At 72.9% G+C, this 25,480-nt stretch carries 26 protein-coding genes and 1 tRNA gene; 13 read left to right on the top strand and 14 right to left on the bottom strand.

What is annotated here, in order from left to right:
• Nucleotides 1–55: 55 nt before the first annotated feature.
• On the bottom strand, nucleotides 56–1,402 hold the full coding sequence (locus tag H299_RS36520) for an MFS transporter (RefSeq protein ID WP_486587436.1): 1,347 nt from the start codon (nucleotides 1,400–1,402) through the stop codon (nucleotides 56–58).
• A 113-nt stretch (nucleotides 1,403–1,515) separates the two neighbouring features.
• Here H299_RS36520 and H299_RS0127025 point away from each other — a divergent pair, with 113 nt between their 5' ends.
• A complete protein-coding gene (locus H299_RS0127025; RefSeq protein ID WP_027750964.1) occupies nucleotides 1,516–2,055 on the top strand; it encodes a TetR/AcrR family transcriptional regulator in 540 nt (179 codons plus the stop codon).
• 155 nt (nucleotides 2,056–2,210) lie between these two features.
• Complete coding sequence (locus tag H299_RS0127020) at nucleotides 2,211–3,032, top strand: GNAT family N-acetyltransferase (protein WP_027750963.1); 822 nt, start codon at nucleotides 2,211–2,213, stop codon at nucleotides 3,030–3,032.
• Between the two features lie 123 nt (nucleotides 3,033–3,155).
• Here the strand turns inward: H299_RS0127020 and H299_RS36515 are convergent, their stop codons facing one another.
• Complete coding sequence (locus tag H299_RS36515) at nucleotides 3,156–4,112, bottom strand: sigma-70 family RNA polymerase sigma factor (protein ID WP_078513067.1); 957 nt, start codon at nucleotides 4,110–4,112, stop codon at nucleotides 3,156–3,158.
• Nucleotides 4,113–4,278: 166 nt separating this feature from the next.
• Here H299_RS36515 and H299_RS0127010 point away from each other — a divergent pair, with 166 nt between their 5' ends.
• From H299_RS0127010 to H299_RS0127000, 3 genes are all read left to right on the top strand, one after another.
• On the top strand, nucleotides 4,279–4,737 hold the full coding sequence (locus H299_RS0127010) for a carboxymuconolactone decarboxylase family protein (protein ID WP_027750962.1): 459 nt from the start codon (nucleotides 4,279–4,281) through the stop codon (nucleotides 4,735–4,737).
• An 87-nt stretch (nucleotides 4,738–4,824) separates the two neighbouring features.
• Nucleotides 4,825–5,400: a winged helix-turn-helix domain-containing protein gene (locus H299_RS0127005; RefSeq protein WP_027750961.1), complete on the top strand. Its 576-nt coding sequence runs from the start codon at nucleotides 4,825–4,827 to the stop codon at nucleotides 5,398–5,400.
• Between the two features lie 378 nt (nucleotides 5,401–5,778).
• Nucleotides 5,779–7,347: an amidase gene (locus tag H299_RS0127000; protein WP_027750960.1), complete on the top strand. Its 1,569-nt coding sequence runs from the start codon at nucleotides 5,779–5,781 to the stop codon at nucleotides 7,345–7,347.
• Nucleotides 7,348–7,405: 58 nt separating this feature from the next.
• On the opposite strand, the gene H299_RS0126995 is transcribed toward H299_RS0127000, so the two are convergent.
• Nucleotides 7,406–8,017, bottom strand: a complete 612-nt coding sequence (locus tag H299_RS0126995; RefSeq protein WP_027750959.1) for a dihydrofolate reductase family protein — start codon at nucleotides 8,015–8,017, stop codon at nucleotides 7,406–7,408.
• Between the two features lie 201 nt (nucleotides 8,018–8,218).
• On the bottom strand, nucleotides 8,219–8,749 hold the full coding sequence (locus H299_RS0126990) for a GNAT family N-acetyltransferase (protein WP_027750958.1): 531 nt from the start codon (nucleotides 8,747–8,749) through the stop codon (nucleotides 8,219–8,221).
• Nucleotides 8,750–8,856: 107 nt separating this feature from the next.
• Between H299_RS0126990 and H299_RS0126985 the strand changes: the two genes are divergently transcribed.
• Entirely contained in the window at nucleotides 8,857–9,585 is a 729-nt protein-coding gene (locus H299_RS0126985; RefSeq protein ID WP_027750957.1) for an SDR family oxidoreductase, read from the top strand.
• 23 nt (nucleotides 9,586–9,608) lie between these two features.
• Here the strand turns inward: H299_RS0126985 and H299_RS0126980 are convergent, their stop codons facing one another.
• Together H299_RS0126980 and H299_RS0126975 are read right to left on the bottom strand one after the other, a co-directional pair.
• Nucleotides 9,609–10,151 (bottom strand): DinB family protein, encoded by a 543-nt coding sequence (locus H299_RS0126980; RefSeq protein WP_027750956.1) that lies wholly within the window; start codon nucleotides 10,149–10,151, stop codon nucleotides 9,609–9,611.
• A gap of 101 nt (nucleotides 10,152–10,252) precedes the next feature.
• Nucleotides 10,253–10,879: a methyltransferase domain-containing protein gene (locus H299_RS0126975; RefSeq protein WP_027750955.1), complete on the bottom strand. Its 627-nt coding sequence runs from the start codon at nucleotides 10,877–10,879 to the stop codon at nucleotides 10,253–10,255.
• Nucleotides 10,880–10,965: 86 nt separating this feature from the next.
• Between H299_RS0126975 and H299_RS0126970 the strand changes: the two genes are divergently transcribed.
• Nucleotides 10,966–11,547 carry an XRE family transcriptional regulator gene (locus H299_RS0126970; protein ID WP_027750954.1) on the top strand — a complete coding sequence of 194 codons (582 nt, stop codon included), beginning with the start codon at nucleotides 10,966–10,968 and terminating at the stop codon, nucleotides 11,545–11,547.
• Between the two features lie 165 nt (nucleotides 11,548–11,712).
• Here H299_RS0126970 and H299_RS0126965 read toward each other — a convergent pair.
• The 7 genes from H299_RS0126965 to galU form a co-directional block, all read right to left on the bottom strand.
• A tRNA-Ala gene (locus H299_RS0126965) sits at nucleotides 11,713–11,785 on the bottom strand.
• A 97-nt stretch (nucleotides 11,786–11,882) separates the two neighbouring features.
• A complete protein-coding gene (gene sepX / locus H299_RS0126960; RefSeq protein WP_027750953.1) occupies nucleotides 11,883–13,070 on the bottom strand; it encodes a divisome protein SepX/GlpR in 1,188 nt (395 codons plus the stop codon).
• Between the two features lie 172 nt (nucleotides 13,071–13,242).
• Entirely contained in the window at nucleotides 13,243–13,866 is a 624-nt protein-coding gene (locus H299_RS0126955) for a GNAT family N-acetyltransferase (RefSeq protein ID WP_078513065.1), read from the bottom strand.
• Nucleotides 13,863–14,306 carry a MogA/MoaB family molybdenum cofactor biosynthesis protein gene (locus H299_RS36510; protein ID WP_051262916.1) on the bottom strand — a complete coding sequence of 148 codons (444 nt, stop codon included), beginning with the start codon at nucleotides 14,304–14,306 and terminating at the stop codon, nucleotides 13,863–13,865. Before H299_RS36510 ends, H299_RS0126955 begins: the two co-directional genes overlap by 4 nt.
• A 119-nt stretch (nucleotides 14,307–14,425) precedes the next feature.
• Complete coding sequence (moaC, locus tag H299_RS0126945) at nucleotides 14,426–14,929, bottom strand: cyclic pyranopterin monophosphate synthase MoaC (protein ID WP_027750951.1); 504 nt, start codon at nucleotides 14,927–14,929, stop codon at nucleotides 14,426–14,428.
• 122 nt (nucleotides 14,930–15,051) lie between these two features.
• Nucleotides 15,052–16,356 (bottom strand): molybdotransferase-like divisome protein Glp, encoded by a 1,305-nt coding sequence (glp, locus tag H299_RS0126940; protein WP_027750950.1) that lies wholly within the window; start codon nucleotides 16,354–16,356, stop codon nucleotides 15,052–15,054.
• Nucleotides 16,357–16,360: 4 nt separating this feature from the next.
• Nucleotides 16,361–17,263, bottom strand: a complete 903-nt coding sequence (gene galU, locus H299_RS0126935; protein WP_027750949.1) for a UTP--glucose-1-phosphate uridylyltransferase GalU — start codon at nucleotides 17,261–17,263, stop codon at nucleotides 16,361–16,363.
• A gap of 50 nt (nucleotides 17,264–17,313) precedes the next feature.
• Between galU and H299_RS0126930 the strand changes: the two genes are divergently transcribed.
• Nucleotides 17,314–17,937 (top strand): 5-formyltetrahydrofolate cyclo-ligase, encoded by a 624-nt coding sequence (locus tag H299_RS0126930; protein ID WP_027750948.1) that lies wholly within the window; start codon nucleotides 17,314–17,316, stop codon nucleotides 17,935–17,937.
• A gap of 45 nt (nucleotides 17,938–17,982) precedes the next feature.
• Here the strand turns inward: H299_RS0126930 and H299_RS0126925 are convergent, their stop codons facing one another.
• Nucleotides 17,983–20,697 carry a penicillin acylase family protein gene (locus H299_RS0126925; protein WP_027750947.1) on the bottom strand — a complete coding sequence of 905 codons (2,715 nt, stop codon included), beginning with the start codon at nucleotides 20,695–20,697 and terminating at the stop codon, nucleotides 17,983–17,985.
• Nucleotides 20,698–20,910: 213 nt separating this feature from the next.
• Here H299_RS0126925 and H299_RS0126920 point away from each other — a divergent pair, with 213 nt between their 5' ends.
• The 5 genes from H299_RS0126920 to H299_RS36505 all read left to right on the top strand — a co-directional run bounded on the left by H299_RS0126920 (nucleotide 20,911) and on the right by H299_RS36505 (nucleotide 25,466).
• Entirely contained in the window at nucleotides 20,911–22,392 is a 1,482-nt protein-coding gene (locus tag H299_RS0126920; protein WP_078513063.1) for a potassium/proton antiporter, read from the top strand.
• 96 nt (nucleotides 22,393–22,488) lie between these two features.
• Nucleotides 22,489–22,890: an FmdB family zinc ribbon protein gene (locus tag H299_RS38695; RefSeq protein WP_078513062.1), complete on the top strand. Its 402-nt coding sequence runs from the start codon at nucleotides 22,489–22,491 to the stop codon at nucleotides 22,888–22,890.
• A gap of 36 nt (nucleotides 22,891–22,926) precedes the next feature.
• The gene (locus H299_RS0126910) at nucleotides 22,927–23,757 is read left to right on the top strand and encodes an S-methyl-5'-thioadenosine phosphorylase (protein ID WP_027750944.1); all 831 of its coding nucleotides are present in this window, start codon (nucleotides 22,927–22,929) and stop codon (nucleotides 23,755–23,757) included.
• A gap of 203 nt (nucleotides 23,758–23,960) precedes the next feature.
• Nucleotides 23,961–24,641 carry a hypothetical protein gene (locus H299_RS0126905; RefSeq protein WP_027750943.1) on the top strand — a complete coding sequence of 227 codons (681 nt, stop codon included), beginning with the start codon at nucleotides 23,961–23,963 and terminating at the stop codon, nucleotides 24,639–24,641.
• Nucleotides 24,642–24,863: 222 nt separating this feature from the next.
• On the top strand, nucleotides 24,864–25,466 hold the full coding sequence (locus tag H299_RS36505; protein ID WP_078513061.1) for a large conductance mechanosensitive channel protein MscL: 603 nt from the start codon (nucleotides 24,864–24,866) through the stop codon (nucleotides 25,464–25,466).
• Nucleotides 25,467–25,480: the final 14 nt, after the last annotated feature.

Below are 25,480 nucleotides of genomic sequence, written 5' to 3'. Positions count from 1 at the left end.
CTCAGAGCGCTCGTAAAGCGACACGACCTGCGTGGGACACAGCAAGTGCCGCGACTCACCCCGCCAGGCCCGCCGTATCCCCGGCATCCCCCGTAGCTGCCGCATCCCCCGCATCGGCCGTGTCGGCCGTATCCGCGGCGCCGGAAAGGCTGAGCCGGTGCGCCCACTCGGACAGCAGCAGCGCGACCACGGCCAGCCCGGCCGCGAAGTACGGCAGTGTCCACCCGCCTGTCCAGCCGATGCCCACCCCGCCCAGCAGGCCGGACAGCGAGATCGCCAGGTAGAGCACCGCGGCGTTCAGCGCCACCAGTACCGGGGCGGAGGGCGGGTCGAGCGTGATCAGCCGGTGCTGCTGCGGTGTGGTCAGGGCGAACGCGGCGGCCCCGTAGACGACGATCATGATGATGCCGGAGGTGAGGCCGCCGACCAGCGTCGGCATCACCAGCAGGCTGGCGACCAGCCAGACGAGCGCACCGGCGACCACCCGCCGTCCGCCGAACCGGTCGGCGACCACGCCCGCGGCCATGTTGCCGAGCGTGCCGACGACGCCCAGGACGAACAGCAGCAGCGCCAGCCGGCCCGCACCGCCGCCGGTGGCGGGCTCGAAGACCACGGCCAGGTAGGTGTACGGGATGTAGACCGCGGTGAATCCGATGAGCGTCGCACCCACCAGCGCGAGCACCCGCGGTTCGCGCAGCGGACGCAGCCGCTGCCGGAGCCCGGCGGGCGGCGGCGTGGGGACCCGGGCGGGCACCAGGGCGCGTACGCCCAGCACACCGAGTACGCCCAGCCCGGCGACGAACCACATGGTCGCGCGCCAGCCCAGCGCACCGCCCAGGACGGTGCCCAGCGGGGCGCCCAGCGCGGTGGCGGCGGTGAAGCCGGTGGTGACGGCGGCGATGGCCCGCCCCTGCCGGTCCTTCGGCACGAGGGCCGCGGCCGTGACTGCGGCGGTCGGCACGAACAGCCCGGCGCCCGCCGCCGCGACGGCCTGTGCCGCCAGCAGCCAGCCGAAGCCGGGGGCGAGGGCGGTGGCGATGTTGCCGAGGAGATAGATCAGGAGCGCGGCGAGCAGTACGGCACGGCGGGCGAGTCCGGCCAGAGCCGTGGCCAGGATCGGTGCCAGGACGGCGCAGGTGAGGGCGAAGACGGTCACCACCTGTCCGGCGGCGGCCACCGACACGTCCAGATCGTCGCTGAGCAGCGGGAGCATTCCGGCGAGCACGAACTCGTCGGTGCCGACGGCGAAGGTGGCGAAGCCCAGCGCCAGCACGCTCCCGCGGGCGCCCGCGCCTCCGGAGCGCCGGTCGGAGCGGTCGGTGGAGTCCTGATCGTCGTCCGCCGTGCCGGGGTCCTCACCTCGGGATGTGTTCCGGGTCTTGTCCAAGGGTTCTGCGTCCACGTACGTGCCTCCGCGCCGTGCAACCGTCGATCCATTTCGGAACCGATCGGTACCATTTTTCGAAACGGTACCGATCGTTTCCGTTTGCCGTCAACATCGACTACCGTGGACACATGCCGACCCACGCCCGCGACCGCCTCCTGGAGACGGCCAAGCAGCTCTTCTTCGCGGAGGGCATCCACGCGGTCGGCGTGGAATCGCTGCTGTCCGCCTCCGGAGTAGGCCGCGCGTCCTTCTACCGCCACTTCGGCAGCAAGGACGAACTCGTCACCGAGGTGCTCAGGGACCGCGACCGCACCTGGCGGGAATGGCTGGCCGCCGCGGTCGCCGAGCGCGGCGGCGGCCCGCTGACCGTCTTCGACGCGCTCGCGGAGGACGGCACACGGGGCGACTTCCGCGGCTGCGCGTTCCTCAACGCAACCGTGGAGTACGCGGACCCCGAGAGTCCGGTGCACACCCTCGCCCGCGCGCACAAACGCGCGGTCGCCGACTTCGTCGCCACCCTGCTGCGCGACGCCGGACACCGCGACAGCACGCCGCTGTCCGACCAGTTCGTACTGCTCATGGACGGTGCCACGGTCACCGCAGCCCGCGAGCGGAGCACCGAGCCGATGTACCGGGCGAAGGCGGTCGCGGCGCGGCTCCTCGCCTGACCCAGGCCCGCCCGGGACACCGGAGGGAGGCAGGCCGGCCTGGCCGCGGTGTGGCCCGGCATGCCGTGTTCACCTGACGTTGTGGCTGATGTCCGCCGCCCGACATCGGCGGAATTCCCATTGCCGCGTCCGCCGCACGGTGTTGGACTGACCGGATGGACAGTGACGCGGTTCTGGCCGCCTTCGATCGCCAGATGCGACGGGACGCTCCCTCCTTCGGCTCCGGAGGGAAGGTCGAGCGGGGCGCCGATGTGGTGCGACAGATCGGCGGCTCGTCCGGCGGCAGCGGAGAGGGCCCCGAGGCGGACCCGGGAGGCGGGGAGGGCTGGAGCGGTGTCATCTGGTCGGACCTGCGGGAGGAGACGGCGGACGCGGCCATCGCCGCGCAGATCGAGCACTTCACCTCGCTGCGGCGGGAGTTCGAGTGGAAGCTGTACGCGCACGACCGCCCGTTCGACCTCGCGGACCGGCTCCGTACCGCCGGTTTCACGCCGGAGCCGGACGAGACGCTCATGGTCGCCCCGGTCGCGGAGCTGCCCACCGCGGTCGAACTGCCCGAGGGCGTCCGCCTGCACCACGTGACCGACCCGGCGGACGTCGACCTCATGGTCACGGTGCACGACCAGGCGTTCGGGCCGGACCGCTCCCCGCTCAAGGAGCAGCTGCTCCACCAGCTCACCGAGGCACCGGACACGCTGACCGCCATCGTCGCCATGGCCGGTGAGGTCCCGGTCTGCGCGGCGCGGATGGAGACCTACCCGGGTACGGACTTCGCGGGCCTGTGGGGCGGCGGCACCCTGGCCGAGTGGCGTGGCCGGGGCATCTACCGTGCCCTGGTCGCCGTCCGGGCCCGGATCGCGGCCGAGCGCGGCTTCCGCTATCTCCAGGTCGACGCGTCGGACCAGAGCCGCCCGATCCTGCACCGCCTCGGCTTCACCGCCCTGACCACCACCACGCCGTGGGTGTACGCGGGCTGAGCCCGGCGGTCCGAGGCAGGGCTGCCTGACCTCCGGGCTGCCTGAAGGCTGGGGCGGTCGGCCTGCCCGGCGCACGCCGCAGGCCCACCGCCCCCTCGCGTGAAGGGTCCTACGGCCCCCGCGTCAGGCCCGGCGCCCCGAGGCGGGGGTATCCCGGGTCGGGGTGTCCAGATCCGGGGTGTCCAGATCCGGGGTGTCCAGATCCGGCAGGTCCAGCCGCTGGAGGCGGGCAACGTCGGCCAGGAGGTTGATCTCAGCGATCCGCCCGTCCCGGACGGTGAGTGCCATGACCGCGAACGCCGTGCCCCCGTGCACGGTGAGGACGCCCACTGCCCCGTTGACCAGCACCGGCCGCCCGTGGCGCGCGGCCTGCCGGCCGAACGTGACGTTCTGCCGGGCTACTTCCGCCGCGCCCCGGATGAGCTGGGAGACCCCGCCCGGCACACCGCCCGCGCCGATGTCGACCCGCAGCACGATGTCCGGGTCGAGCAGTTCGACCAGACCGTCGAAGTCCCCGCCCCGCGCGGCGGCGAGGAACGCCTCCACCACCTGGCGCTGACGGCCCAGGTCGGCGTCGGGCGTCGCCGCACGCTGCACCCGCCGACGCGCACGGCTCGCGAGCTGCCGCGCCGCCGAGGGGTTGCGGTCCACGAGGGGGGCGATGTCGTCGAACGGCACGGCGAACATGTCGTGCAGGACGAACGCGAGGCGCTCGGCGGGCGGCAGCGTGTCCAGTACGACGAGCAGCGCGAGGCCGACCGAGTCCGTCAGCAGCGCCGCCTGCTCGGGGTCGGCCTCCTCCAGCCGCCGGACCAGCGGGTCCGGCAGGTGCACTTCCAGCGGCTCCTCGCGCCGGGAGGTGCGCAGCCGCAGCATGTCCAGGCAGATCCGGCCGACCACCGTCGTCAGCCAGGCGCCCAGGTTCTCCACGCCGCCGGTGTCGGCACGCTGGAGCCTGATCCAGGCCTCCTGGACGGCGTCCTCCGCCTCGCTGAGCGAGCCGAGCATGCGGTAGGCCACCGCCCGCAGTCCGCCGCGCTCGGCCTCGAAGCGCTCCGCCAAAAACTCGTCCCGGTCCATCCGTCACAAACCTCCGTCGAATTCCGTCGGTGCTGTGAAGGACGGACGCCCTGAACGCTCGACGACTCCCGAGATCCCCTGTGACTGCCCGGCTGACCGGCCCGCTGGCAGCTCACTCGAACGGTAAAGGCTCACCCCACCCGAAGGCTACCGAAGGAGACCGATCATGCAGGCACGCATGACCAATCCCGCCGTGCTCGTTCCCGGCGCCATGGAAGCCCTTCGCGCGTTAGGGACGTCCGCCCAGCGCACCGGCGTACCCGCCACCACGCACTACCTCGCCCACCTGCGCACCAGCCAGATCAACAACTGCAGCGTGTGCGTCCACATGCACGCGACCGAGCTGAAGGGGGCGGGCGAGAGCGACGAGCGCATCTTCGCCGTCTCCACCTGGCGGGAGCGGCCCTTCTTCAGCGGGTCCGAACGCGCCGCGCTCGCACTCGCCGAGGCCGTCACCCGGATCACCGACCAGCCGGACGCGGTGCCGGACGCGACGTGGAACGAGGCCGAGCGCCACTTCAACACGATGCAGCTGGGCGGTCTTCTCCTCTCGATCGCGACGGTCAACATGTGGAACCGGGTCAACCTCGCCACCCGGCAGGTGGCGGACGTCAACTGGGGATAGCCGCCTTCCGGGGGACGCAGCCGGGGGACGGCAGCCGCTTCCCCACAGGGGTTGTCAGAGATTACGTACCTACGTAACATCCGAGTCATGGAACTGGAGAAGCGCCTCACCGCGCTCGAAAAGCGGCTGGCCGCACTGGAGTTGGCAGAGCAGCCGGAGAAGACCGCGCGCAGCCGCGCGGCGGCGCCGGGCGCCGTCTCCGACTTCTGGGCGCTGGAGGGCCTGCGGGCCGAGCTGGCCGGGAGCGGGCCGTCAGCGGGCGGCGTGCTGTTCACAGGCTCGGTCCGGCTGCCCGTGCACGGAGCGGACGCTCCGTCCGAGGGGGACGACGCGCGCCAGACCTACGAATGGCAGTACGGCATGCCCGCGGACGCCCTGCTGGAGGCGGACTGGACGGAGGCCGCCGAGTCGTTCGCGGCGCTCGGGCACGCCGTGCGGATGCGGCTGCTGCGGGAGGTCCTGGGCGGGCGGCAGACCGTCGCGGAGCTGGCGGCCCTGGAGGATCTCGGCACGACGGGCCAGATCTACCACCATGTGCGGCAGTTGACGTCCGTCGGCTGGCTGCACACGGCGGGCCGCGGCCGGTACGAGGTGCCGCCCGGCCGGGTCATACCGCTCCTGGTGGCCCTGGTCGCCTCCCGGCCGCACCCTCCGGGCACCTGACCTCCTCCGGCCGCACCGCATCGCCCGCGCGGCCCCGCGTCGACGCGTGGCAACGCGCATCGACTCGCCACGTCCCGCGACGTGCGCGACGTCCAGGGGTCCAGGGGTCCAGCTGATGGGCGGCCCAGGCATGGCCACCGCGCGCGGCGTCCCGTTCGCGTGGTCCGCAGTCGGCGTACCGCCCGGGCGGCGAGTACCTCTCGGTCCGCGAGCCGCCCCCGTGATCGCCTCCCGCCATAGCCGCAAGCTATCGGGTCCGGCGCGAAGCACCGGCCCCGCAGGCCACAGGCCCCGCCGCCCCGGCTCCGGCGCGCCACGCGCCCCGTCGGCTCCAGGCACCCTTGCGCCGAACACCCGTCGCATAGTCCGCTGACCCCCATGAGGAAGAGAAGTGCTGCCATGCTGATCGCCGCCCTCGTCGCGGGGTCCCTTCTGTCCGGCGCACCGAGTTCGGGCGCGGAGTCCGCCGAGTCCGGCGCCGACGGCTCCTCGCCGCCGACGGGCCCGCCGCCGAAACTGGGCGTCGACCTCGACACGGTGACGATCCCCGAGCTTCAGTCCCGCATGGAGGACGGCTCGCTGACCTCGCAGGCGCTGACCCGTGCCTACCTGTGGCGGATCAAAGCCGTCGACCCCAAGATCAATGCCGTGCTGCGCACCGACCCGACAGCCCTGCGGCAGGCCGCGGCCAGCGACGCCCGGCACCGGCGTGGCACCACCCGTGGCCCGCTCGACGGCATCCCCGTCCTGCTCAAGGACAACGTGGACACCCGGGACATGCCGACGACGGCCGGGTCCCAGGCGCTGGCCGGAAAGCCCCCGGCCGACGATGCCGCCCTGGTGACCAGGCTGCGGGACGCGGGGGCGGTGATCCTCGGCAAGACCAACCTGTCCGAGTGGGCGAACTTCCGTGCCGCGAAGCCCACCTCGGGGTGGTCGGCGGTAGGCGGCCAGACTCGCAACCCGTACGTGCTGGACCGGAATCCGTGCGGTTCCTCCTCCGGTTCGGGCGCCGCGCTGGCCGCGTCGCTGTCGCAGGTGGCGATCGGCACCGAGACGGACGGCTCGATCGTGTGCCCGGCCGGGATGAACGGCGTGGTGGGCCACAAGCCCAGCCTCGGGCTGGTCAGCCAGGACGGCGTGGTGCCCATCTCCGCCGAGCAGGACACCGCCGGCCCCATGGCGCGCAACGTGACGGACACCGCGCTCACCCTCTCGGTGCTCAGCGGCGGTGACACCGCCGACCCCACCAGTCTGCGCGGCAAGCGGATCGGCCTGTGGCGGCTGCCCTCGCTCGGCCCGGAGGTGGACGCCGTGATGATGCGTACGGCGGCACAGCTGCGGCAGGCGGGGGCCAAGGTCGTCGAGGTCACTCCCCCGCACCAGGACCGGCTCGCCGAGCTGGAGTTCCCGGCGCTGCTGAGCGAGTTCCACCGGGACATCGACGCCTACCTCGCCACCCGGGACGGGCCCCGGGACCTCGCCGAGCTGATCGAGTTCAACCGCACCCACCCGGAGGAGCAGACCTGCTTCGCCGGCCAGGAGCTGTTCGAGCAGGCCCTCGCGGCTCCCCCCACCACCGACCCGGAATACCGCGCCATGCGCGCCGAGCTGACGAAGCTCTCCCGGCTCTCCATCGACGAGACCATGGCCACCCACCGGCTGGACGCCATCGCCGCCCCGACCAACCCGCCCGCCTGGACCACCGACTGCGCCCGCGGCGACAACGACGTGATCCCCTCCTCCACCCCCGCGGCCGTCGCCGGATACCCGTCGCTGTCGGTGCCCGCCGGGTCCGTGGAGGAACTGCCCGTCGGCCTGCTCCTGATGGCCGGTGACCAGCAGGACGCCCGGCTCCTCTCCCTGGGCGCGGCGGTGGAACGCCGTCTCGACGCCTGGCGAGCCCCCCGCTACCTGCCCTCGACCGGCCCCGACCCCACCCCCTGACCCACGGAGCCGGGCCGGGCCGACCTCACGCGGTTCGGCCCGGCTCCGCGACACCGCCTCAGACGTCGGCCCCGTACGTCCCGTACTCGGGGAGTCCCGCCGCCGTGAAGATGTGCACCGAGAGCCCGCCCAGGGTCGTCTGCTGGCTGGCGAGCCGCAGGCCCACCGGCGCGCCCCCGTCCGGGAACAGGCGTCGGCCCTGGCCCACCACGACCGGTGCGATGGCCAGGCGCAGTTCGTCGACCAGGCCCGCGGCCAGCAGGGACTGGGCCAGCTGGGAGCTGCCGTGGACCTGAAGGTCCCGGCCCGGCTGCCGCTTCACTTCGGCGACCTGGGCGGGGACGTCGCCGTTCAGGATCGTCGTCGGGTTCCACTCGGCCTTGGTGAGGCTGTGGGAGGCCACGTACTTCGGGAGGCCGTTCAGGATGTGGGCCGAGGGGTGGTCGGTCATGCCCGGCCAGTCGCGCGCGAAGTTCTCGTAGGTACGCCGGCCGAACAGGAACGCGTCCGCCTCGCCGAGCCAGGCGGTGGCCAGCCGTTCGAACTCCTCGTCCAGGTGCGGCACGAACCAGCCGCCCCGGGTGAACCCCCCGCTGGTGTCCTCGTCCGGGGCCCCAGGCCCCTGGGACACTCCGTCAAGTGTCAGGAACTCCTGCACAACCAGCTTCATCAAGCACCACGCTTCCCTCGGCCGCCATGACCGATTCCGCCGCACGGACACGGGGGACGCGAACGTCCCCAGTCTTGGACACCGTGGCACGGAAAAACTCATCGGTCCGGGAGCCCCGAACGTCACGCTGCCTCGGCGGCGTATCCGCGTATCCGCGTACCGCGCCCGAGAACGGCAGCGGGCGGTGGGTCACGCTCCCGCTCAGGGCCTGAGCAGGCCGCCCACCCACCAGTCGTGCGGCTTGCCGTCCTTGGCGATCCCGCGGTTGCGCAGAGTCCCCTCGAGCGTGAAGCCGAGCTTCTCGGCAACGGCGAGCGAGCCCGTGTTCCCGGCCATGGCCCACCACTCGATGCGGTGCACCTCGAGAGTGGCCCAGCCCCACTCGCACAGCGCGCGAGCGGCCTCCACCGAGTAGCCCCGGCCGCGCTGCTCCTTGACCGCCCAGTAGCCGAGTTCGTACACGCCCGGCATGATCACGAACAGGGAGTACGACCCGACCAGCGCGCCGCTGTCCTTGCGGAAGGCGCCCAGACTGTAGTTCTTGTCCGTGGCCCAGCCCGTCGGCGCGCTCTCGCCGACGTACTTCTCCGCGTCCCCGCGCTCGTACGGCACCGGCACCGGCGTGTAGAACTGGATGCCTTCGTCCTGGCATGCGTCGTACACCGCGTCCACGTCCGCGGACGTGAAGGCTCGAAGCACGAGACGGTCGGTCTCGAGAGTCACCGGTTCCATCCTCGCAGTATGTACCTCCACCGGTGGCGGTGACCAGCTAATATTCCGGGCTCGGTAAGGTCGGCCGCCGCCCCGCACCAACCGATCCACGTACCAGGAGCGTCAGCATGAGCTGGGAAGACCACCGCGTCGTCATCTCGGCCGCGGGCCGCGACTTCGGACGGACCCTGGCCCTCCGCCTCGCGGACCTCGGCGCCGAGGTCTTCCTCTCGGCACGCGAACTCGCCGCCGCCCAACGCGTCCGCGACGAGATCACCGACCGCGGCAATCCGCGGGCGCACGCCTTCGCCTGCGACCTGACGGACCCGGCCGCGATCCGCGACTTCGCCGCCGGCGTCGCGGAACGCACGGACCGGGTCGACGTGCTCATCAACAACGGTTCTCGCTACCTTCACGGCCCCGACCTGCTGTCCGCGACCGACGCCGACGTCGCGGACACCCTCGCCTCCGGCGCCACCGGCACGGTCCTGACCACGAAGAGCTTCCTCCCCCTCCTGCTCAACTCGGAGAGGCCCGACGTCGTGACGATGGTCTCGGCGTGCGGCACACCGGGCCACCACAGGTCGGACGCGCACGACGCCTTCTACGCGGCCAAGAGCGCCCAGGCGGGGTTCACCGAGATCCTCTCCAAGCGCCTGCGCCCTCAGGGGGTCCGGGTGATCTCGCTCTACCCGCCCGACTTCGACAACGCCGACCCACTCTCCGAGGAGTGGGACACGACCCCCCGCGAGGCCGCGGACGCCCTCACCGCGCACTCACTCGTGGAGTGCGTCCTCTTCGCCGTCGCCCAGCCGCGCGACTGCTTCATCAAAGCGTTCCACTTCGAACAGGTCTGAGCCGTGCCCGCGCACGGGGCGGGTCAGCGCCCGGTCGCGCCGTCGATCAGCTCGCGGAGGATGTCGGCGTGGCCCGCGTGGCGGCCGGTCTCCTCGATCAGGTGGGTGAGCGCCCAGCGGACGCTGGGGGCCGCGCGTCCCGGCCGTGGCCGGGGGACGGGCTCGCCGAGGTCGGCAGGACCGCCGCGGTCGCCGGAGTCTCCGGGGGCCGCGCAGCCGTCGAGCACCTCGTTCGCGCGCTCGACCGTGCTGCGGTACCGGGCGACGACCTCGGCCACGCTCTCCTCGGGTACGGCCCGGAACGTCGCCTGCCAGTCGCTGACTTCGTCCCCGAGGAACGTCGCGCGCTCCACGCAGGTGAGGTGGTGCAGCAGCCCGAGCAGGTTCGTGCCCGAGGGCACCGCGGCGGTGCGGACCTGCGGTTCGGGGGCGCCCTCGACCTTCGCGGCGACGGAGGCCCGCAGGTAGTCGAGGAAGCCGCGCAGGACCTCGGTCTCGCTGCCGCCAGTGCGGGGCGGCGGGGTGTCACCGCGGCTGCGCCGCCGTGAAGCGGCGGGCTTGGAGATGGCGGGAGTGGTGGAGGTGGCGGGAGTGGCGGGGGTGGCGGGAGTGGCGGGGGTGGACAAGGGGGCCTCCTTCGCGGCAGCGCTGCTCGATCCTCGCCGGGTCAGGCGGTGCGGCGGATGAGCAGGACGTGGTCGGTGACCTCGGCGGTACGCCCGTCCGGCCCGGTCGCGACCCGGCGGGGCGCGTCCGTCCGCTCGACCCGCCATGTCTCCGGGTCCAGCGCGAGGCCGTCGGCAACCTCCCGCGGCGTCGGGTACCGGACGCCGGAACCCTGGTTCCACGACCACGGCGCGGTCGAACCGTGGTCGACGACGAGGAGCCGCCCGCCCGGACGCAGCGCGTGCGCGGCCCGGCGCAGGGCGGCGGCCCTGTCCCACTCGGCGGGGGTGTGCAGGTAGTGGGCGCAGACCAGGTCGAAGGCGCCCTGTGGGAAGGACTCGTGCAGGTCGTGCCGCTCGGTGTCGACCCGGCCGTCCAGTCCGTGCGCACGGGCGAGTCCGGCGAGCCGCTCGACCGCCACGGCCGAGAGGTCGACGGCGGTGACGCGCCAGCCCTGGCGGGCGAGCCACAGCGCGTCGCCGCCCTCGCCGCAGCCGAGGTCCAGCGCGTCGCCGGGCGGCAGCCCCGCGACCGTCTCGGCCAGGCGGACGTTCGGCCGCGGATCGGTGGCGGCCGAGCGGGCCGCGTAGACGCCGTCCCAGAACGCGAGCGCATCGGGTGTACTCATCGGAGCTCCTTCTGTCGGGGGACCCCAGTCTTGCCAGTCGCGCCGCCATCCGGCACGAAATCTTGCCGTTCTGGCAAGGTGGGCGCATGGACCGCGGAACGGAAGACGTACTCGGCACGGTGGGACCGCGCCTGCGCGCGCTGCGACGCGCCGGCGGCGCCACCCTCGCCGACATCGCGGCGGCGACCGGGATCTCGGAGAGCACCCTGTCCCGCCTGGAGAGCGGGCGGCGCCGGGCGACCCTGGAGTTGCTGCTGCCGCTGGCCCGTACGTACGACGTCCCGCTGGACGACCTCGTCGGCGCCCCGCCCACCGGCGACCCGCGCATCCACCTGAAGCCGGTCCGGCGGTTCGGGATGGTCTTCGTGCCGCTGTTCCGGCGGGCGGGCGGCGTGCAGGCGTTCAAGATGATCATCCCGGCCCCGCAGGCACCACCGGCACCGACCCCGCAGACCCACGAGGGCTCGGAGTGGCTGTACGTGCTCAGCGGACGCCTGCGGCTGGTGCTCGGCGAGCGCGACCTGACGCTGCCGCCCGGCGAGGCCGCCGAGTTCGACACGGCGCTGCCGCACTGGCTGGGCAGCGCCGACGGCGCGGCGGTCGAACTGCTCATCCTGTTCGACGCACAGGGCATGCGCGCGCACGTACGCACCGAAGCCCGGCGCTGAGGTCCGTGACCCGGCGGGTGCGCGGCCGAGCCGCCCGGGCGAGGCGGCGAAGAGAACGCCGCAGCAATCCGCGCACGGAGGCACCAAAAATCCCGCCCGATCAACCTGATCGAACGGGATCTTGTGCACCACTCTTCCTGAGCGAACTCAAGAACAGTCATGGGGTGGACCTGAGGGGATTCGAACCCCTGACCCCCTCGTTGCGAACGAGGTGCGCTACCAGCTGCGCCACAGGCCCCTGCGACGGACGAAACTTTAGCATCCCGGTCGGGTGCGGTGGAAATCCGTTCCGGCGCTGGTCACGGCGTCCGTCGCGGCGGCCCTGACAGGGGGCGTCATTCGTTGGCGGCGCGGGGGCGGTCCTCGTCGGCGTACTGATCGAAGAGCGGGGTGCGGGAGCGCTCGCGGGCCGGGGTCGGCGTCGAGGCGTCCGCGGTGGTCTGGGCGTCCGTCGCCGCACCCGCCGTGCTGGAGCGGGCGGAACTCCAGGTGTCCGGGGCGTCCAGGTCCACGCCGCGCGCGGTGCGCGGGGCGACGGGGGCGCTGACGTACGTCGGCAGCGGCACCGGCACCGGGTCCCAGCCCTCGCCCTCCGCCTGCTCGTGGACCCGGCCGCGCTCCTGGTCGACCCACTCGGCGTGGTCGGTCTGCTCGACGAGCGCGCGGCGGTCCGCCGACGGCACCGCCACCGGGCCCGGCGAGGGCGCGGACGGCGCGACGGCGGCCGTCGTGGGCACGGCGGACACGGCGGCGACCGTCCGCGCCGCGGGTTCCGGCTCGGGGGCGGGCTCCGGGACGGCCTCCCGTACGGCGGGGGCCGCGCGGGGGCCGCGCTCGCGCAGCCGCTGCGCCGCCTCCTCCGCACGGCGCCGGTCCATCGTGAACGCGAAGCGGCGGCGCTCCTGGGTACGCAGATGCACGATGTACGCGCTGAGCAGGGCGGCCGGTGCGGCCGGCGCCCACAGGAAGGCGAGCCCGCCGACGGCGGCGACGATCGCGCCGCAGGTGAAGGCGAGGAAGAGGAGCATCGTGGTGCGGCGGCGGCGGGCCAGCACGCGGGCACGCTTGTTGCGCTCCGCGTCGGCCCGCTCGGCTTCCGCGCGCTCCGCGTCGGCCCGCTCGGCACTCGCGCGGTCCGGGGCGGCGGGGCGGCCGTGCGGCTCGGTGTACGCCTCGGAGGGCTGCCGGATCATGGTCCGGGGCTCGGCGAAGGCCCGGACGTCGACCGCGTCGTCGGCCGCTGCGCCCGGGTCACTCGTGTCCGCGTCGTCATCGCCAGGGCCCGCGGCCTCTTCGCCGGTGCCCGCCCCCGGGAAGTCCGGGTCCTGCGCGTCGCGCCGCTCGGCGTCCCTCGCGTACCGGCGCTCCATCGCCGCCTTGCCGGAGAGAAGCCGGATGGCGGTGCTGAAGCGCTCCGTCGGACGGGCTTCGTTCAGTTCGTCCTGCCTGCGGAGCCACATCGGCACCAAGTAGGCGGCCCAGGCCCCGACGATGACTGCGTAGATGAGGCCACTGCTGCTCACCCTCACACGGTAGAGGGGATTTCGGCGGAGCACCGACGGAATAGCGCGGCGTGTCGCACGATCTTGCTGATAGCTCGAGCTTTTTTTGTGATTACGGCGCCCCCGTGGCGCCTTTTGTGCCCAATTGATGCGTGGATGGCGGCAGTTCAATGCCTCATATCGAACACCTATTTCATTTCTGCTGGGCGGGCGGGCTCGCCCGGTGCCAGCGGGCCAGCAGCCCCTCCCGCACCTCGTCCGCGGTCAGCGCGTAGACCAGATGGTCCCGCCAGCCGCCGTCGATGTGCAGATAGCTCGGCCGGACGCCCTCCTCGCGGAATCCGAGTTTCTCCACCACCCGCCGGCTGGGCGCGTTCTCCGGGCGGATGCAGACCTCGAGACGGTGCAGCCCGACCGCACGGAAGCAGTGGTCCGAGGCGAGCGCGACGGCGGTCGGCATCACCCCGCGCCCGGCAACCGCCTGGTCGATCCAGTAGCCGACATGGCCCGAGCACATCGAGCCCCAGGTGATCCCCGCGACCGTCAGCTGCCCGACGAGCCGCCCCTCGTACTCGACCACGAACGGCAGCATCCGCCCCGCCTGCGCCTCGGCGCGCAGATGCCGCACCATCTGCCGGTACGTCGGTCGCCGCGGCGGGTACTGGCCGGGGAGCGCGGGCGGGATCGTCGCCTCCCAGGGGCGCAGCCACTCCCGGTTGCGCTGGTTGACCTCGCGCCAGGCACGCTGGTCGCGCAGCCTTATGGGGCGGAGGGCGGTGGCGCCGTCCGCCAGCTCGACCGGCCAGGGCGCGTTCAGTGGGTGTCGTCCCCTCTTCGGTGGTCCCCGCCCCGGATCTGGTCGACGGCGTGCACGAGCAGCCGCTCCAGTACGGCGAGCCCGTCGCGCACCCCGCCGGACGAACCGGGCAGGTTCACCACCAGTGTGCGTCCGGCGACCCCGGCCGTGCCACGGGACAGCGCGGCGGTGGGCACTTTGGCCAGCCCCTCGGCCCGGATCGCCTCGGGGATGCCGGGGATCTCGTAGTCGAGGACGCGCCGGGTCATCTCGGGCGTACGGTCCGTGGGCGAGATGCCGGTGCCGCCGGTGGTGAGGACCACGTCGTAGCCCTCGGCGACGGCTGACCGCAGCGCCTCGGCGACCGGCTCGCCGTCCGGCACGACCCGGGGGCCGTCGGCGGCGAAGCCCAGCCGGGCGAGGCCCGCGACGAGCAGCGGCCCGCCCGCGTCCGCGTACACGCCCGCGGCGGCGCGGTTGGAGGCGGTGACGGCGAGCGCGCGGTACGCGGACGCGGGCGGGCCGGGGGCACCTTCGGTGCCGTGGGCGCCCTGGGTGCCTTCGGTGTCCGGCCGGGCGTTCACCGGGTGCCGCCCGCGGCCCCGCGCGCCCAGTCGCCCGACCTGCCGCCGGTCTTCTCCTCGACGCGCACGTCCGTGATCACCGCCGCCTTGTCGACCGCCTTGACCATGTCGATCATGGTGAGCGCGGCCACCGTGACGGCGGTGAGGGCCTCCATCTCCACCCCCGTGCGGTCCGCCGTGCGCACCGTCGCGGTGATCTCCACCGCGTCGTCCGCCACGGCGAGGTCCAGCGTCACCCCGGAGAGCGCGAGCGGGTGGCAGAGCGGGATGAGGTCCGGCGTCCGCTTGGCGCCCATGATCCCCGCGATACGGGCGGTGGCCAGCGCGTCCCCCTTGGGCACGCCCCCGCCCCGCAGCAGTTCGACGACGCGGGGCGCCACGAGCACCCGGCCGCTCGCGCGCGCGGTGCGCGCCGTGACGGGCTTGGCCGCCACGTCGACCATGCGGGCGGCGCCCTCCTCGTCGAGGTGGGTGAGGTGGTGCTGCTCCGCGCTGCTCATCGCTCTCCCGGTCCGGTCGCCGTGCGGAGATACGGTACCGGTCCGCCGCGGCGGGCGGGAGCGCGCCCACTGCCGGCCTGGTGCACGAGAGGCCGCCGGAGCGGCCGCCAGCCGAGCAGGCGTCAGTCGAGCAGGAGTACCTCGACCTCGTCCCCCGGGGTCAGCTCCTCGGTCTCCTCCGGCACCACGATCAGCGCGTCCGCCTGCGCCAGCGCGGCCACCAGGTGGGAACCCGCCCCGCCGACCGCGCGCACCGCGCCGCGCTTCTCCCCCGGCCCCGGCGCCTCGTACGCGCCGCGCAGGAACTGCCGCTTCCCGGCGGGCGAACTGCGCACGCCCTCCCCCGCGAGCACGGCGGGCAGCGCTGGACGCCGTACCGGGTCGCGCCCCATCAGGGCCCGGATGGCGGGGCGGACGAACAGCTCGAACGAGACGTAGCTGCTGACCGGGTTGCCCGGCAGGGCGAGCAGCGGGGTGCGCTCGGAGCCGATCAGCCCGAAGCCCTGCGGCTTGCCCGGCTGCATCGCCAGACGGCGGAAGTCGACGCTGCCGTCCGCGCCGTCGATGCTGCTGAGCGCCTCCTTCACCACGTCGTACGCCCCCACGCTCACGCCGCCGCTGGTGACGATGATGTCGGCGCGGATGAGCTGGTCCTCGACCGCCGCGCGCAGGGTGTCCGGGTCGTCGGAGACCGCGCCGACTCGGTAGGCGAGGGCTCCGGCGGCGCGCGCGGCGGCGGTCAGCACGAAGCTGTTGGAGTCGTGGATCTGGCCGTGAGCCAACGGCGCGCCGGGCTGGACGAGTTCGCTGCCGGTGGAGATGACGACGACGCGCGGGTGGGGCCGCACCCGCACCGACGCGTACCCCAGGGCGGCCAGCAGGCCGATCTGCGGCGGCCCCAGCACCGTGCCCGCGGTGAGGGCGACCGACCCGGACCGTACGTCGCTGCCGCGCTCGCGCACGTACTGGCCGGCCGCGACCGGGCGGTGGACCCGGACCTCGCCGGAGGCGCCGCCGGGGTCGGCGGCGCGCGGCGCCATCGCCTGGGCCGGGCCGCCGCCCGCGCCGCCGTCCGTCCACTCGACCGGGACGACCGCCTCGGCTCCGGGCGGCAGCGGGGCGCCGGTCATGATGCGGGCGGCCTGGCCGGGGCCGACCGCGGGCGCGGCGGTGCTCCCCGCCGCGACGTCGCCCAGGACGGTGAGCACGGCGGGGAACTCCTCGGTGGAGCCCTCGACATCGGCGATCCGCACCGCGTAGCCGTCCATCGAGCTGTTGTCGAAGGGCGGCAGCGAGGCGGGCACCGTGACCTCGTCCACAAGCACGCACCCCTGCGCGTCCAGCAGTTGCAGCTCGATGGGCTCCAGCGGGCGGACACTGCGGAGGATGTCCTCCAGGTGCTCCTCGACGGACCAGGTCTCGCTCAATGCCCTACATCTCCTTGCTCACATATCCGCGCAGCCACTCCCGGAAGTCCGGGCCCAGGTCCTCACGTTCGCATGCCAGTCTGACAATGGCGCGCAGGTAGTCGCCACGGTCTCCGGTGTCGTAGCGCCGCCCGCGGAAGACGACGCCGTGCACCGGGCCGCCGAGGGAGGGGTCGGACGCCAGGGCCTGGAGGGCGTCGGTGAGCTGGATCTCGCCGCCCCGGTCGGGTTGGGTCTTGCGCAGCACCTCGAAGACGGCGGGGTCCAGGACGTAGCGGCCGATGATGGCGAGGTTGCTGGGCGCCTCCGCCGCGGTGGGCTTCTCCACCAGGCCGTCGATCTTGACGACGTCCTCCTGGCCGGTCGGCGTGGCGGCGGCGCAGCCGTAGAGGTGGATGCTCTCCGGCTCGACCTCCAGCAGCGCGACCACGCTGCCGCCGTGCTCCTGCTGCACGGCGGTCATCTTGGACAGCAGCGGGTCGCGCGGGTCGATGAGGTCGTCGCCCAGCAGGACGGCGAAGGGCTGGTCGCCGACGTGCGGCGCGGCGCACAGGACGGCGTGCCCCAGGCCGCGCGGGTCGCCCTGCCGTACGTAGTGCATGGTGGCCAGGTCGCTGGACTCCTGGACGCGGGTCAGCTTGGCGGCGTCGCCCTTGGTGCGGAGCACCTCTTCCAGCTCGTAGTTGCGGTCGAAATGGTCCTCGAGGGGGCGCTTGTTGCGGCCGGTGACCATGAGCACGTCGGAGAGGCCCGCGGTGACGGCCTCCTCGACCACGTACTGGATCGCGGGCTTGTCGACGACGGGAAGCATTTCCTTGGGCGTCGCCTTGGTGGCGGGAAGAAAGCGGGTGCCCAGGCCCGCGGCTGGGATGACAGCCTTGGTGATCCTGTTACGTGAAGTAGTCATGCTCAGCACCATAACGGGTGTGTATGCGAGGAAGATGAGGTTCTGCGACGGTGAGTGATGTTCACGCTAGGAAACGAGAGTTGCGCCGGGGCATCCTCCTGGCCAGGTCCCGGTTGACGGAGGATGACCTGCGGGCGACATCCGGCGCCCTGGCCCGGCACGCCCTCGAACTGCCCGAGCTGGCGCGGGCCCGGACGGTCGCGGCGTACGTCTCGATCGGCCGCGAACCGGGGACGGGTCCCCTGCTGGACGCGCTGCGGGCGGCGGGCGTACGGGTGCTGCTGCCGGTGCTGCTGCCGGACAACGACCTCGACTGGGGCGCGTACGAGGGCGCGCACACCCTGCGGAGCGCGGGGCGGGGACTGCGCGAGCCGGCGGGCCCGCCGCTCGGCCCGGACGCGGTGGCCGGCGCGGACGCGGTGCTGCTGCCCGGCCTGGCCGTGGACGGCCACGGCACGAGGCTGGGGCGCGGCGGCGGCTCGTACGACCGGGCGCTGGCGCGGCTGGCGGCGGCAGGGGCGCGGCCCGCGCGGGTCGTACTGCTGCACGAGGGCGAGCTGCTCCCCGAGGTGCCCGCGGAGCCGCACGACCTGCCGGTCACGGCGGCGATCACGCCGACGGGCGTGCACCGCTTCCCGGCGGTGGGAGGGCGGCGGCGGCCCGGGGCGCCCTGACGGCCGGGGCGGCCCCTGCCGCCGCCCCTGCCTCGAACCCGGCTGTCAGGGCGTCAGGGCCATCTTGTCGTCCGTCGCCTTCTCCACGGCCTTCTCGCTGAACGCCCAGTCGTACTGCTCGCCCGCCGCCCACTTGTCCGTCTGGTCGACGTAGTTCGGGTGGTACGCGTGCCCGGACGCCCCCGTGAGGTTGATCCACGTCGACTTGTCGAGATCATCCAGGTTGACCACCATCCGCATCGACGGCACCCAGGTGACCCCGTAGCCGCCCGCCGCGTTCCAGCCGCTCGCGTTGACCGCGGCCTCGCCGCCGCCCAGGTCCCAGGGCCCGCGGTTGAGGAGCCACTGCACGAAGCCGGGGCCCTCCTTGCCGAGCGTCTGGTTCTTGAGCATCATCCGGTGCAGGCGGCCCCAGCTCCAGGTGTCGATGTCCTTGCCCAGCTTGGCGGTCAGCTCCCAGCGGGCGTCCTTCATCGCTTCCTTGAGCAGTTCGTCGCGGTTTCCGGCGCCGGGGTTACGCTTGGTCCCGGAGGTCTTCCACCACTCGTTCTCGGGCTCGTCCACGAGGTTCCGTACGACCTCGGACCAGCGGTCGCCGCCGTCCGGCTGTGCGGAGTCCGCGTCGCGCTTGCCGCACTCGCGTACCCGCTTGGTGTTGCCGTCCAGGTCCTCCACGGGCGCCGACTTGTCGGCGGGGCGCACCCACAGGCACTCGCCCTCGACCCGCAGCTCCTTCGGAAGCTTGTCACCGAAGGCGAGTTGCAGCATGTTGCGCCAGACGGCGTTGAAGTAGGCGGCGGCGGCCGAGTCGGAGTCCTGGGTGTAGTCCCAGCCGCGCAGCAGCTCCTGCGCCTCGCGCACGTAGTCGTCGCCGATCTCGATCTCCAGCAGCAGCGGCACCAGCAGCTTGGCGATCTCACTGCTGTTGTCCATCTGCATGTCCCGCATGTCCTGCATGGAGATCTTGCCGCCGTCCTCCGTCTTCTTCTTGATGAGGTCGTTGATGCGCTGGCTGCGCGCGCCGTAGCCCCAGTCCTCGGTCAGCAGGTAGGGGTACTTCTCCTGGTCCACGACGGCCTGGTTGGCGGTGACGATGTAGCCCCGCTCCGGGTTGTAGTCCCAGGGCAGCGAGGCCTGCGGGATGTAGCTCTTCCAGCGGTAGTCCGGGTCCCAGCCGGGCGCGGGGTAGCGGCCGTCGCCCTTGCCGCGTACGGGGATGCGGCCCGGTGCCTGGTAGCCGATGTTGCCGGCGGTGTCGGCGTAGATGAGGTTCTGCGAGGGGACGGCGAAGTCGGCCGCGGCGGCCCGGAACTGCTCGAAGTCGGTCGCCTTGTTGAGGTTGAAGACGGCGTCCATGGTCTTGGAGGGGGTCAGCGCCGTCCAGCGCAGCGAGACGGCGTATCTGTCGCCTCTGTCGGGCGCCGAGGCGTCGACGGGGGCCTCCTCCCCGACGTCGGCGAACTCGTCCCTGCGGTCGGAGATGATCGGGCCGCTGTTGGTGCCGCGCACCGTGATCTGGCGGTTCTCGCCGCCGGCGACCTTGATGATCTCCTTGCGGGTGGTGAACGGGCGCCGCTTGCCGTCGTAGAGGTAGCCCTCGTCGTCGATCTCGTGCAGGTAGAGGTCGGTGACGTCGGCGCCGAGGTTGGTCATGCCCCAGGAGATGTCCTGGTTGTGGCCGATGACGACGCCGGGCATGCCCGCGAAGGTGAAGCCGGAGACGTCGAACGGACACGCCTGGCTGACGGAGCGGCAGTGCAGGCCCATCTGGTACCAGACGGAGGGCAGCTGCGGCGCGAGGTGCGGGTCGTTGGCGAGCAGCGGTTTGCCGGTGGTGGTGTAGTCGCCGGAGACGACCCACGAGTTGGAGCCGATGCCGCTGCCGTTGGGGCCGAGCAGGTCGGGCAGGTCGTCCAGCGCCTGGGCGACGCCGCCCAGCTGGGTCTGGGCGCCCTGGACGGCGTCCTCCATGCCGGGGACCTCGCCGGGGCTCGTACCGGGCGTGGGGCCGGAACCCTCGGGCTCGTAGTCCTTGGTGATCCGGTTGACCGAACCGCCCTCGACGATCGGCTTGTTCCGCTTGACCGGGTACGCGGGGTAGAGGTCCTCGATCTTCGACTCGTCGAGGCGCGTGCCCATCAGGGCGCGGTCGGTCTCGTCCTGCATGTTGCCGCGCAGGTCCCAGGCCATCGCCTTGAGCCAGGCGACGGAGTCGACCGGGTCCCACTTCTCGGGGCTGTAGTCGTTCTCGAAGTCGAGGGCGGCGTACTCGACGGAGGCGGCGGCGCCCTTGTGGTCCTTCAGGTAGGCGTTCACGCCGTCCGCGTACGCCTGGAGGTACTTCTTCGTCTTCGGCGCGAGCCGCTCGTACTCCTTCTCCGCGACCTCGCGCCAGCCCAGCGTGCGCAGGAAGGCGTCGGTCTTGACCTGGCTCTCGCCGAACATCTCCGAGAGCCGTCCGGACGTCGTGTGGCGGCGTACGTCCATCTCCCAGAAGCGGTCCTGCGCCTGCACGAACCCCTGGGCCAGGAACAGGTCGTGCGGGTTGTCCGCGTAGATCTGCGGGACGCCCTGGCCGTCGCGTTTGACGGTGACCGGACTGTCGAGGGCCTTGATCTTCAGAGATCCGGTCGTCTGCGGAAAGGACTCGCGGACGGTGCTGACACTCCAGAACGTGCCGTAGCCGAGACCCGCCACGAGCAGCAACACGACTGCGATCACGATCAGGCGGGCGCGTCGCGAGGTCTTCTTGGCGGGCATCGCTGTCCTTCGAGGGGCACGGTGGTCCTGGGCAGTGCTGGAGCAACCATAGGCCGAACCGGTGAGTCGCCCGACAGGGAGTCAGCACAGCGGCCGAGTCCGTAGTCGGCGGCGGCGGGCGCCGGTGGGATATTCAAGCGATGGTAAATTGTTAGCCATGCGAACGACTAGCGGGAGGAACGGCCGCTGACTATCGAACATCTCAACCAGCTCATGCTGATCGGCGCGGTGGTCCTGCTCGTCGCGATGGTGGCCGTCCGGCTGTCGTCCCGTACGGGTCTGCCCAGCCTGCTCATCTACCTCGGCATCGGCGTCGTCATAGGGCAGGACGGCTTCGGCCTCCGCTTCGAGGACGCGGAGCTGACCCGGGCCGTCGGCTACGCCGCGCTGGTCGTGATCCTCGCCGAGGGCGGCCTGGGCACCAAGTGGCGGGACATCCGCCCGGCCGTGCTGCCGGCCGCCGCGCTGGCGACGGTCGGCGTCGGGGTGAGCGTGGGCGTCGTCGCGTGCGCCGCCCACTACCTGATCGGCCTGGAATGGCTGACCGCGCTCATCGTCGGCGCCGTGGTGTCCTCCACCGACGCGGCGGCGGTCTTCTCCGTACTGCGCAGAGTGCCGCTCCCGCAGCGCCTCACGGGCACCCTGGAGGCCGAGTCCGGCTTCAACGACGCCCCGGTGGTCATCCTGGTCGTCGCCTTCTCCGCCTTCGAGAAGGAGCCGCACAGCTGGTACGTACTGCTCGGCACGATCGTGCTGGAACTGGCGATCGGGCTGGCGGCCGGCCTGCTGGTCGGGCGGCTTGGGGCGTACGGCCTGCGCCGGGTGGCACTGCCCGCCTCCGGCCTCTACCCGATCGCGGTGATGGCGCTGTGCGTCCTGGCGTACGCCGGCGGCGCGACCGCGCACGGCAGCGGTTTCCTCGCGGTCTACGTCTGCGCCCTGATCCTGGGCAACGCCAAACTCCCGCACCGCCCCGCCGTACGCGGCTTCGCCGACGGCCTGGCCTGGCTCGCGCAGATAGGGCTCTTCGTGCTGCTCGGGCTGCTGGTCACCCCGCACGACCTGGTGGACGACATCTGGCCCGCACTGGTGATCGGACTCGCGCTGACCCTGGTGGCCCGCCCGCTGTCGGTGGTGCTCAGCCTGCTGCCCTTCCGGTCCCCCTGGCAGGACCAGGTGCTGCTTTCCTGGGCGGGGCTGCGCGGCGCGGTGCCGATCGTGCTCGCGACCATTCCGATGGTGGCCCAGGTCGAGGACAGCGAGCGGATCTTCAACATCGTCTTCGTGCTGGTCGTGGTCTTCACGCTGCTCCAGGGCCCCACGCTGCCCTGGCTCGCCCGGCGGCTGCGGCTCTCCGACACCTCGGGGCCGCAGGACGTGGACATCGAGTCGGCACCGCTGGAGCGGCTGCGCGGGCACCTGATGTCGGTGGCGATCCCGGAGCGGTCGCGGATGCACGGTGTGGAGGTCGGCGAGCTGCGGCTGCCGCCCGGCGCCGCGGTGACGCTGGTCGTACGGGGCGGCGACAGCTTCGTACCGCAGCCGACGACCATGCTGCGGAAGGGCGACGAACTGCTGGTCGTGGCGACGGATGCGGTCCAGGAGAGCACGGAGCGGCGGCTGCTTGCGGTCGGTCGCGGCGGCAAGCTGGCGGGCTGGCTGGGCGGTACCGGGAGCACCTCGTCGCGCTCCTGACCGGACTGTGATCCGCGTCCGGTGGACTATGCAGCGGAAATACTGCACGATGGAGCGTCGTTAGCACTCCACAGGTAAGAGTGCCAGGAGGAAGAAGTGCCGACCTACCAGTACCAGTGCACCCAGTGCGGCGATGGCCTTGAGGTGGTGCAGAAGTTCACCGATGACTCGCTCACCGTGTGCCCGAACTGCGAGGGGCGCCTGAAGAAGGTCTTCTCGGCGGTCGGCATCGTGTTCAAGGGCTCCGGGTTCTACCGGAACGACAGCCGGGGCACGTCGACGAGCAGCACGGGCGCCTCGACGGCGACTTCGTCGTCCTCGTCCTCGTCGGACTCCTCGGGGGGCTCGGGCTCCTCCGGGTCGGGCTCGTCGTCCGACTCGTCGTCGTCCTCCTCGTCGTCGGGTTCCTCGGGGTCGGGCTCGTCCGCGGGCTCCTCCAGTTCCTCCGGGGCGTCGGACAAGGGCAGCGCCAGCAAGAAGAGCGCCTCCGCCGCCTGACAGCGCGCGTTCGAACGCTGCCCGTAGGGTGAGCACATGAGCGAACAAGCAGAGATCGGCGTCATCGGCGGCTCCGGCTTCTACTCATTTCTCGACGACGTGACGGAGATCACTGTCGAGACTCCCTACGGTCAGCCGAGCGACTCGCTCTTCGTCGGCGAGCTGGCCGGGCGCCGGGTCGCCTTCCTGCCCCGGCACGGCCGCAAGCACCACCTGCCGCCACACCGGATCAACTACCGCGCCAACCTGTGGGCACTGCGCGCCACCGGCGTACGCCAGGTGCTCGCGCCCTGCGCCGTGGGCGGCCTGCGGCCGGAGTACGGCCCCGGCACGCTGCTCGTCCCCGACCAGCTGGTGGACCGCACCAAATCACGCACGCAGACCTACTTCGACGGCGAACCGCTGCCGGACGGCTCGCAGCCCCTGGTGGTGCACCTCACCTTCGCCGACCCGTACTGCGGGCCGGGGCGGGAGGCGGCGCTCGCGGCGGCGCGCGGGCGGGACTGGGCAGCCGTGGACGGCGGCACGCTGTGCGTGGTCGAGGGGCCCCGCTTCTCGACCCGCGCCGAATCGCGGTGGCACGCGGACCAGGGCTGGTCGGTGGTCGGCATGACCGGGCACCCGGAAGCGGTCCTCGCCCGGGAGCTGGCGCTCTGCTACACGACCATGGCGCTCGTCACGGACCTGGACGCCGGGGCCGAGACGGGCGAAGGGGTCTCGCACGAGGAAGTGCTGAAGGTCTTCGGAGAGAACGTGGGGCGGCTGCGCGAGGTGCTCTTCGACACGGTGGCGCGGCTGCCCGAGGAGCGGACCTGCGGATGCGCGAAGGCGCTGGACGGGATGGACCTGGGCATCGAGCTGCCCTGAGCCGCTGCCCCGGACCGCTGCCCTGAACGGGGGCGGGCGGGGTGCGGTGCGGCTGGTGCGTCCGGTGAGGCGACCGTGCGTCACCCCGGGGAGTGCCGGAGTTGTCCACAACCACCGGGTCATCCACAGGCGCGAGCGGGCTTCGCCGAATCCGTGCACCGTGGGGGTCGGCAGGCTGACTCTCACGGCAGGCGGTGGCCTTCATGTCGCACCATTCCGGCGGTTCCCCCTCCCCCGGCTCCCTCTCCCCTCACACCCTCTCCCCTGACACCCCCTCCTCCCGCCCGCGCCCCGGCTTCGCGGCGGGCTCCGCCCCGCCCCGCTGCGGTGTGCCGGAGTTCCGCCCCATCCGGGCCGGGAGCGCGGCGGGGCGGCACCGGCTGCGCCGTGCGGTGCGCGGCCGGCGCCGTACGGCCGCCGTCGGGCTCGCCGTGGCGGCGGCGGCGATGGCCGCGGCTCCGTACGGGCGCGACGCTCCGTCCCGGGCCGCGGCGGACGCGGCGGCGCCGGACTCCCCGGCGGCGCAGCCGGGCAGGGGCGGGGGGCCGGAGCCGGCCCCGGCACCAGCCACCGTGGCCGCGCCCGTCCGCATCGCCGACGCGGCGACGGTCAAGCTGCTGCGCCCCGGCGATCGCATCGACGTCATCGCGACGGCGGCGGAGCCCGGGGCTGCCCGTGTGCTGGCCCGCCGGGCCCGCGTCGCGGAGATCCCCGGTGCGGGGGCTGACGAGGCGCCGGGCGCGGTCTCCCGCGCCGACGCGCCCCTGCCCGGCGCCTGGGCGGAGGACGGCGGCGCCCTCGTCGTCCTGACCGTGCCGCGTGGCACGGCCACCCGGCTCGCGGGCGCCTCGGCGGACTCCCGGCTGGCGGTGACGCTGTGCTGAGGGCGGCCGTGCGCGCGCTGCTCGCGCTGCTGCGCCTCCTCGGCGGTCCCGCGCCCCAACCTCCTTGCGCCGCAGGGCGGTTCGCCGCGGCACCGAAGCGTACGGGCGTCCGTACGGCCATGCGTACGGGTCGGCCCGACTGGACAGCCCCGGGGCGGCTCAGGCACGGTATGCGACGTTCCGCATCCTGCGGAATCAGATCATCCGAGGAAAGGCAGCCCCTTGAGCGGCGAGAACAGCGGCAGCACCGGCGTCCTGGGGGGCTTCAAGGACTTCCTGCTGCGCGGCAACGTGGTCGAGCTGGCCGTCGCCGTCGTGGTCGGCACGGCGTTCAGCAAGATCGTGGACGCGGTTGTCAAGGGCTTCGTCAACCCCCTCGTGGGCGCGATCGGCACCAAGAACCTCGACGAGTACCGCTCGTGTCTGCGCGGCCCGTGCAAGACGGACCCGGCGACGGGCGAGGTGCTCAGCGGCGTCCCGATCAGCTGGGGCACGGTCCTGAGCGCCTCGCTGACCTTCCTGATCACCGCTGCGGTCGTCTACTTCCTGATGATCCTGCCGATGAACCAGTACAAGCGGCGGCAGGCCGACCGGCACCCGGTGGTCGAGACGGAGACCGGCCTCACGGAGGTGGAACTGCTCACCGAGATCCGGGACGCGCTGGTCGCCCAGCGCACCGGCTCGGCCGAGGACACCGGAGCCGGCCCCTCGGGCGCCGCGCTGCTGGCCGCACCGCGCAGCGCCGGTGCGGACGCGGAGGCGGGCGCGGAGAAGAGCGGGGGCCGCCCGGACGGCAGCAGCGGGGGCGCGTCCTCCCGGGCGTAGCGCGCGGGCTCGCC

This window comes from Streptomyces sp. CNH287, from assembly GCF_000424825.1.
This window is presented reverse-complemented; position numbering and strand designations above follow the sequence as displayed.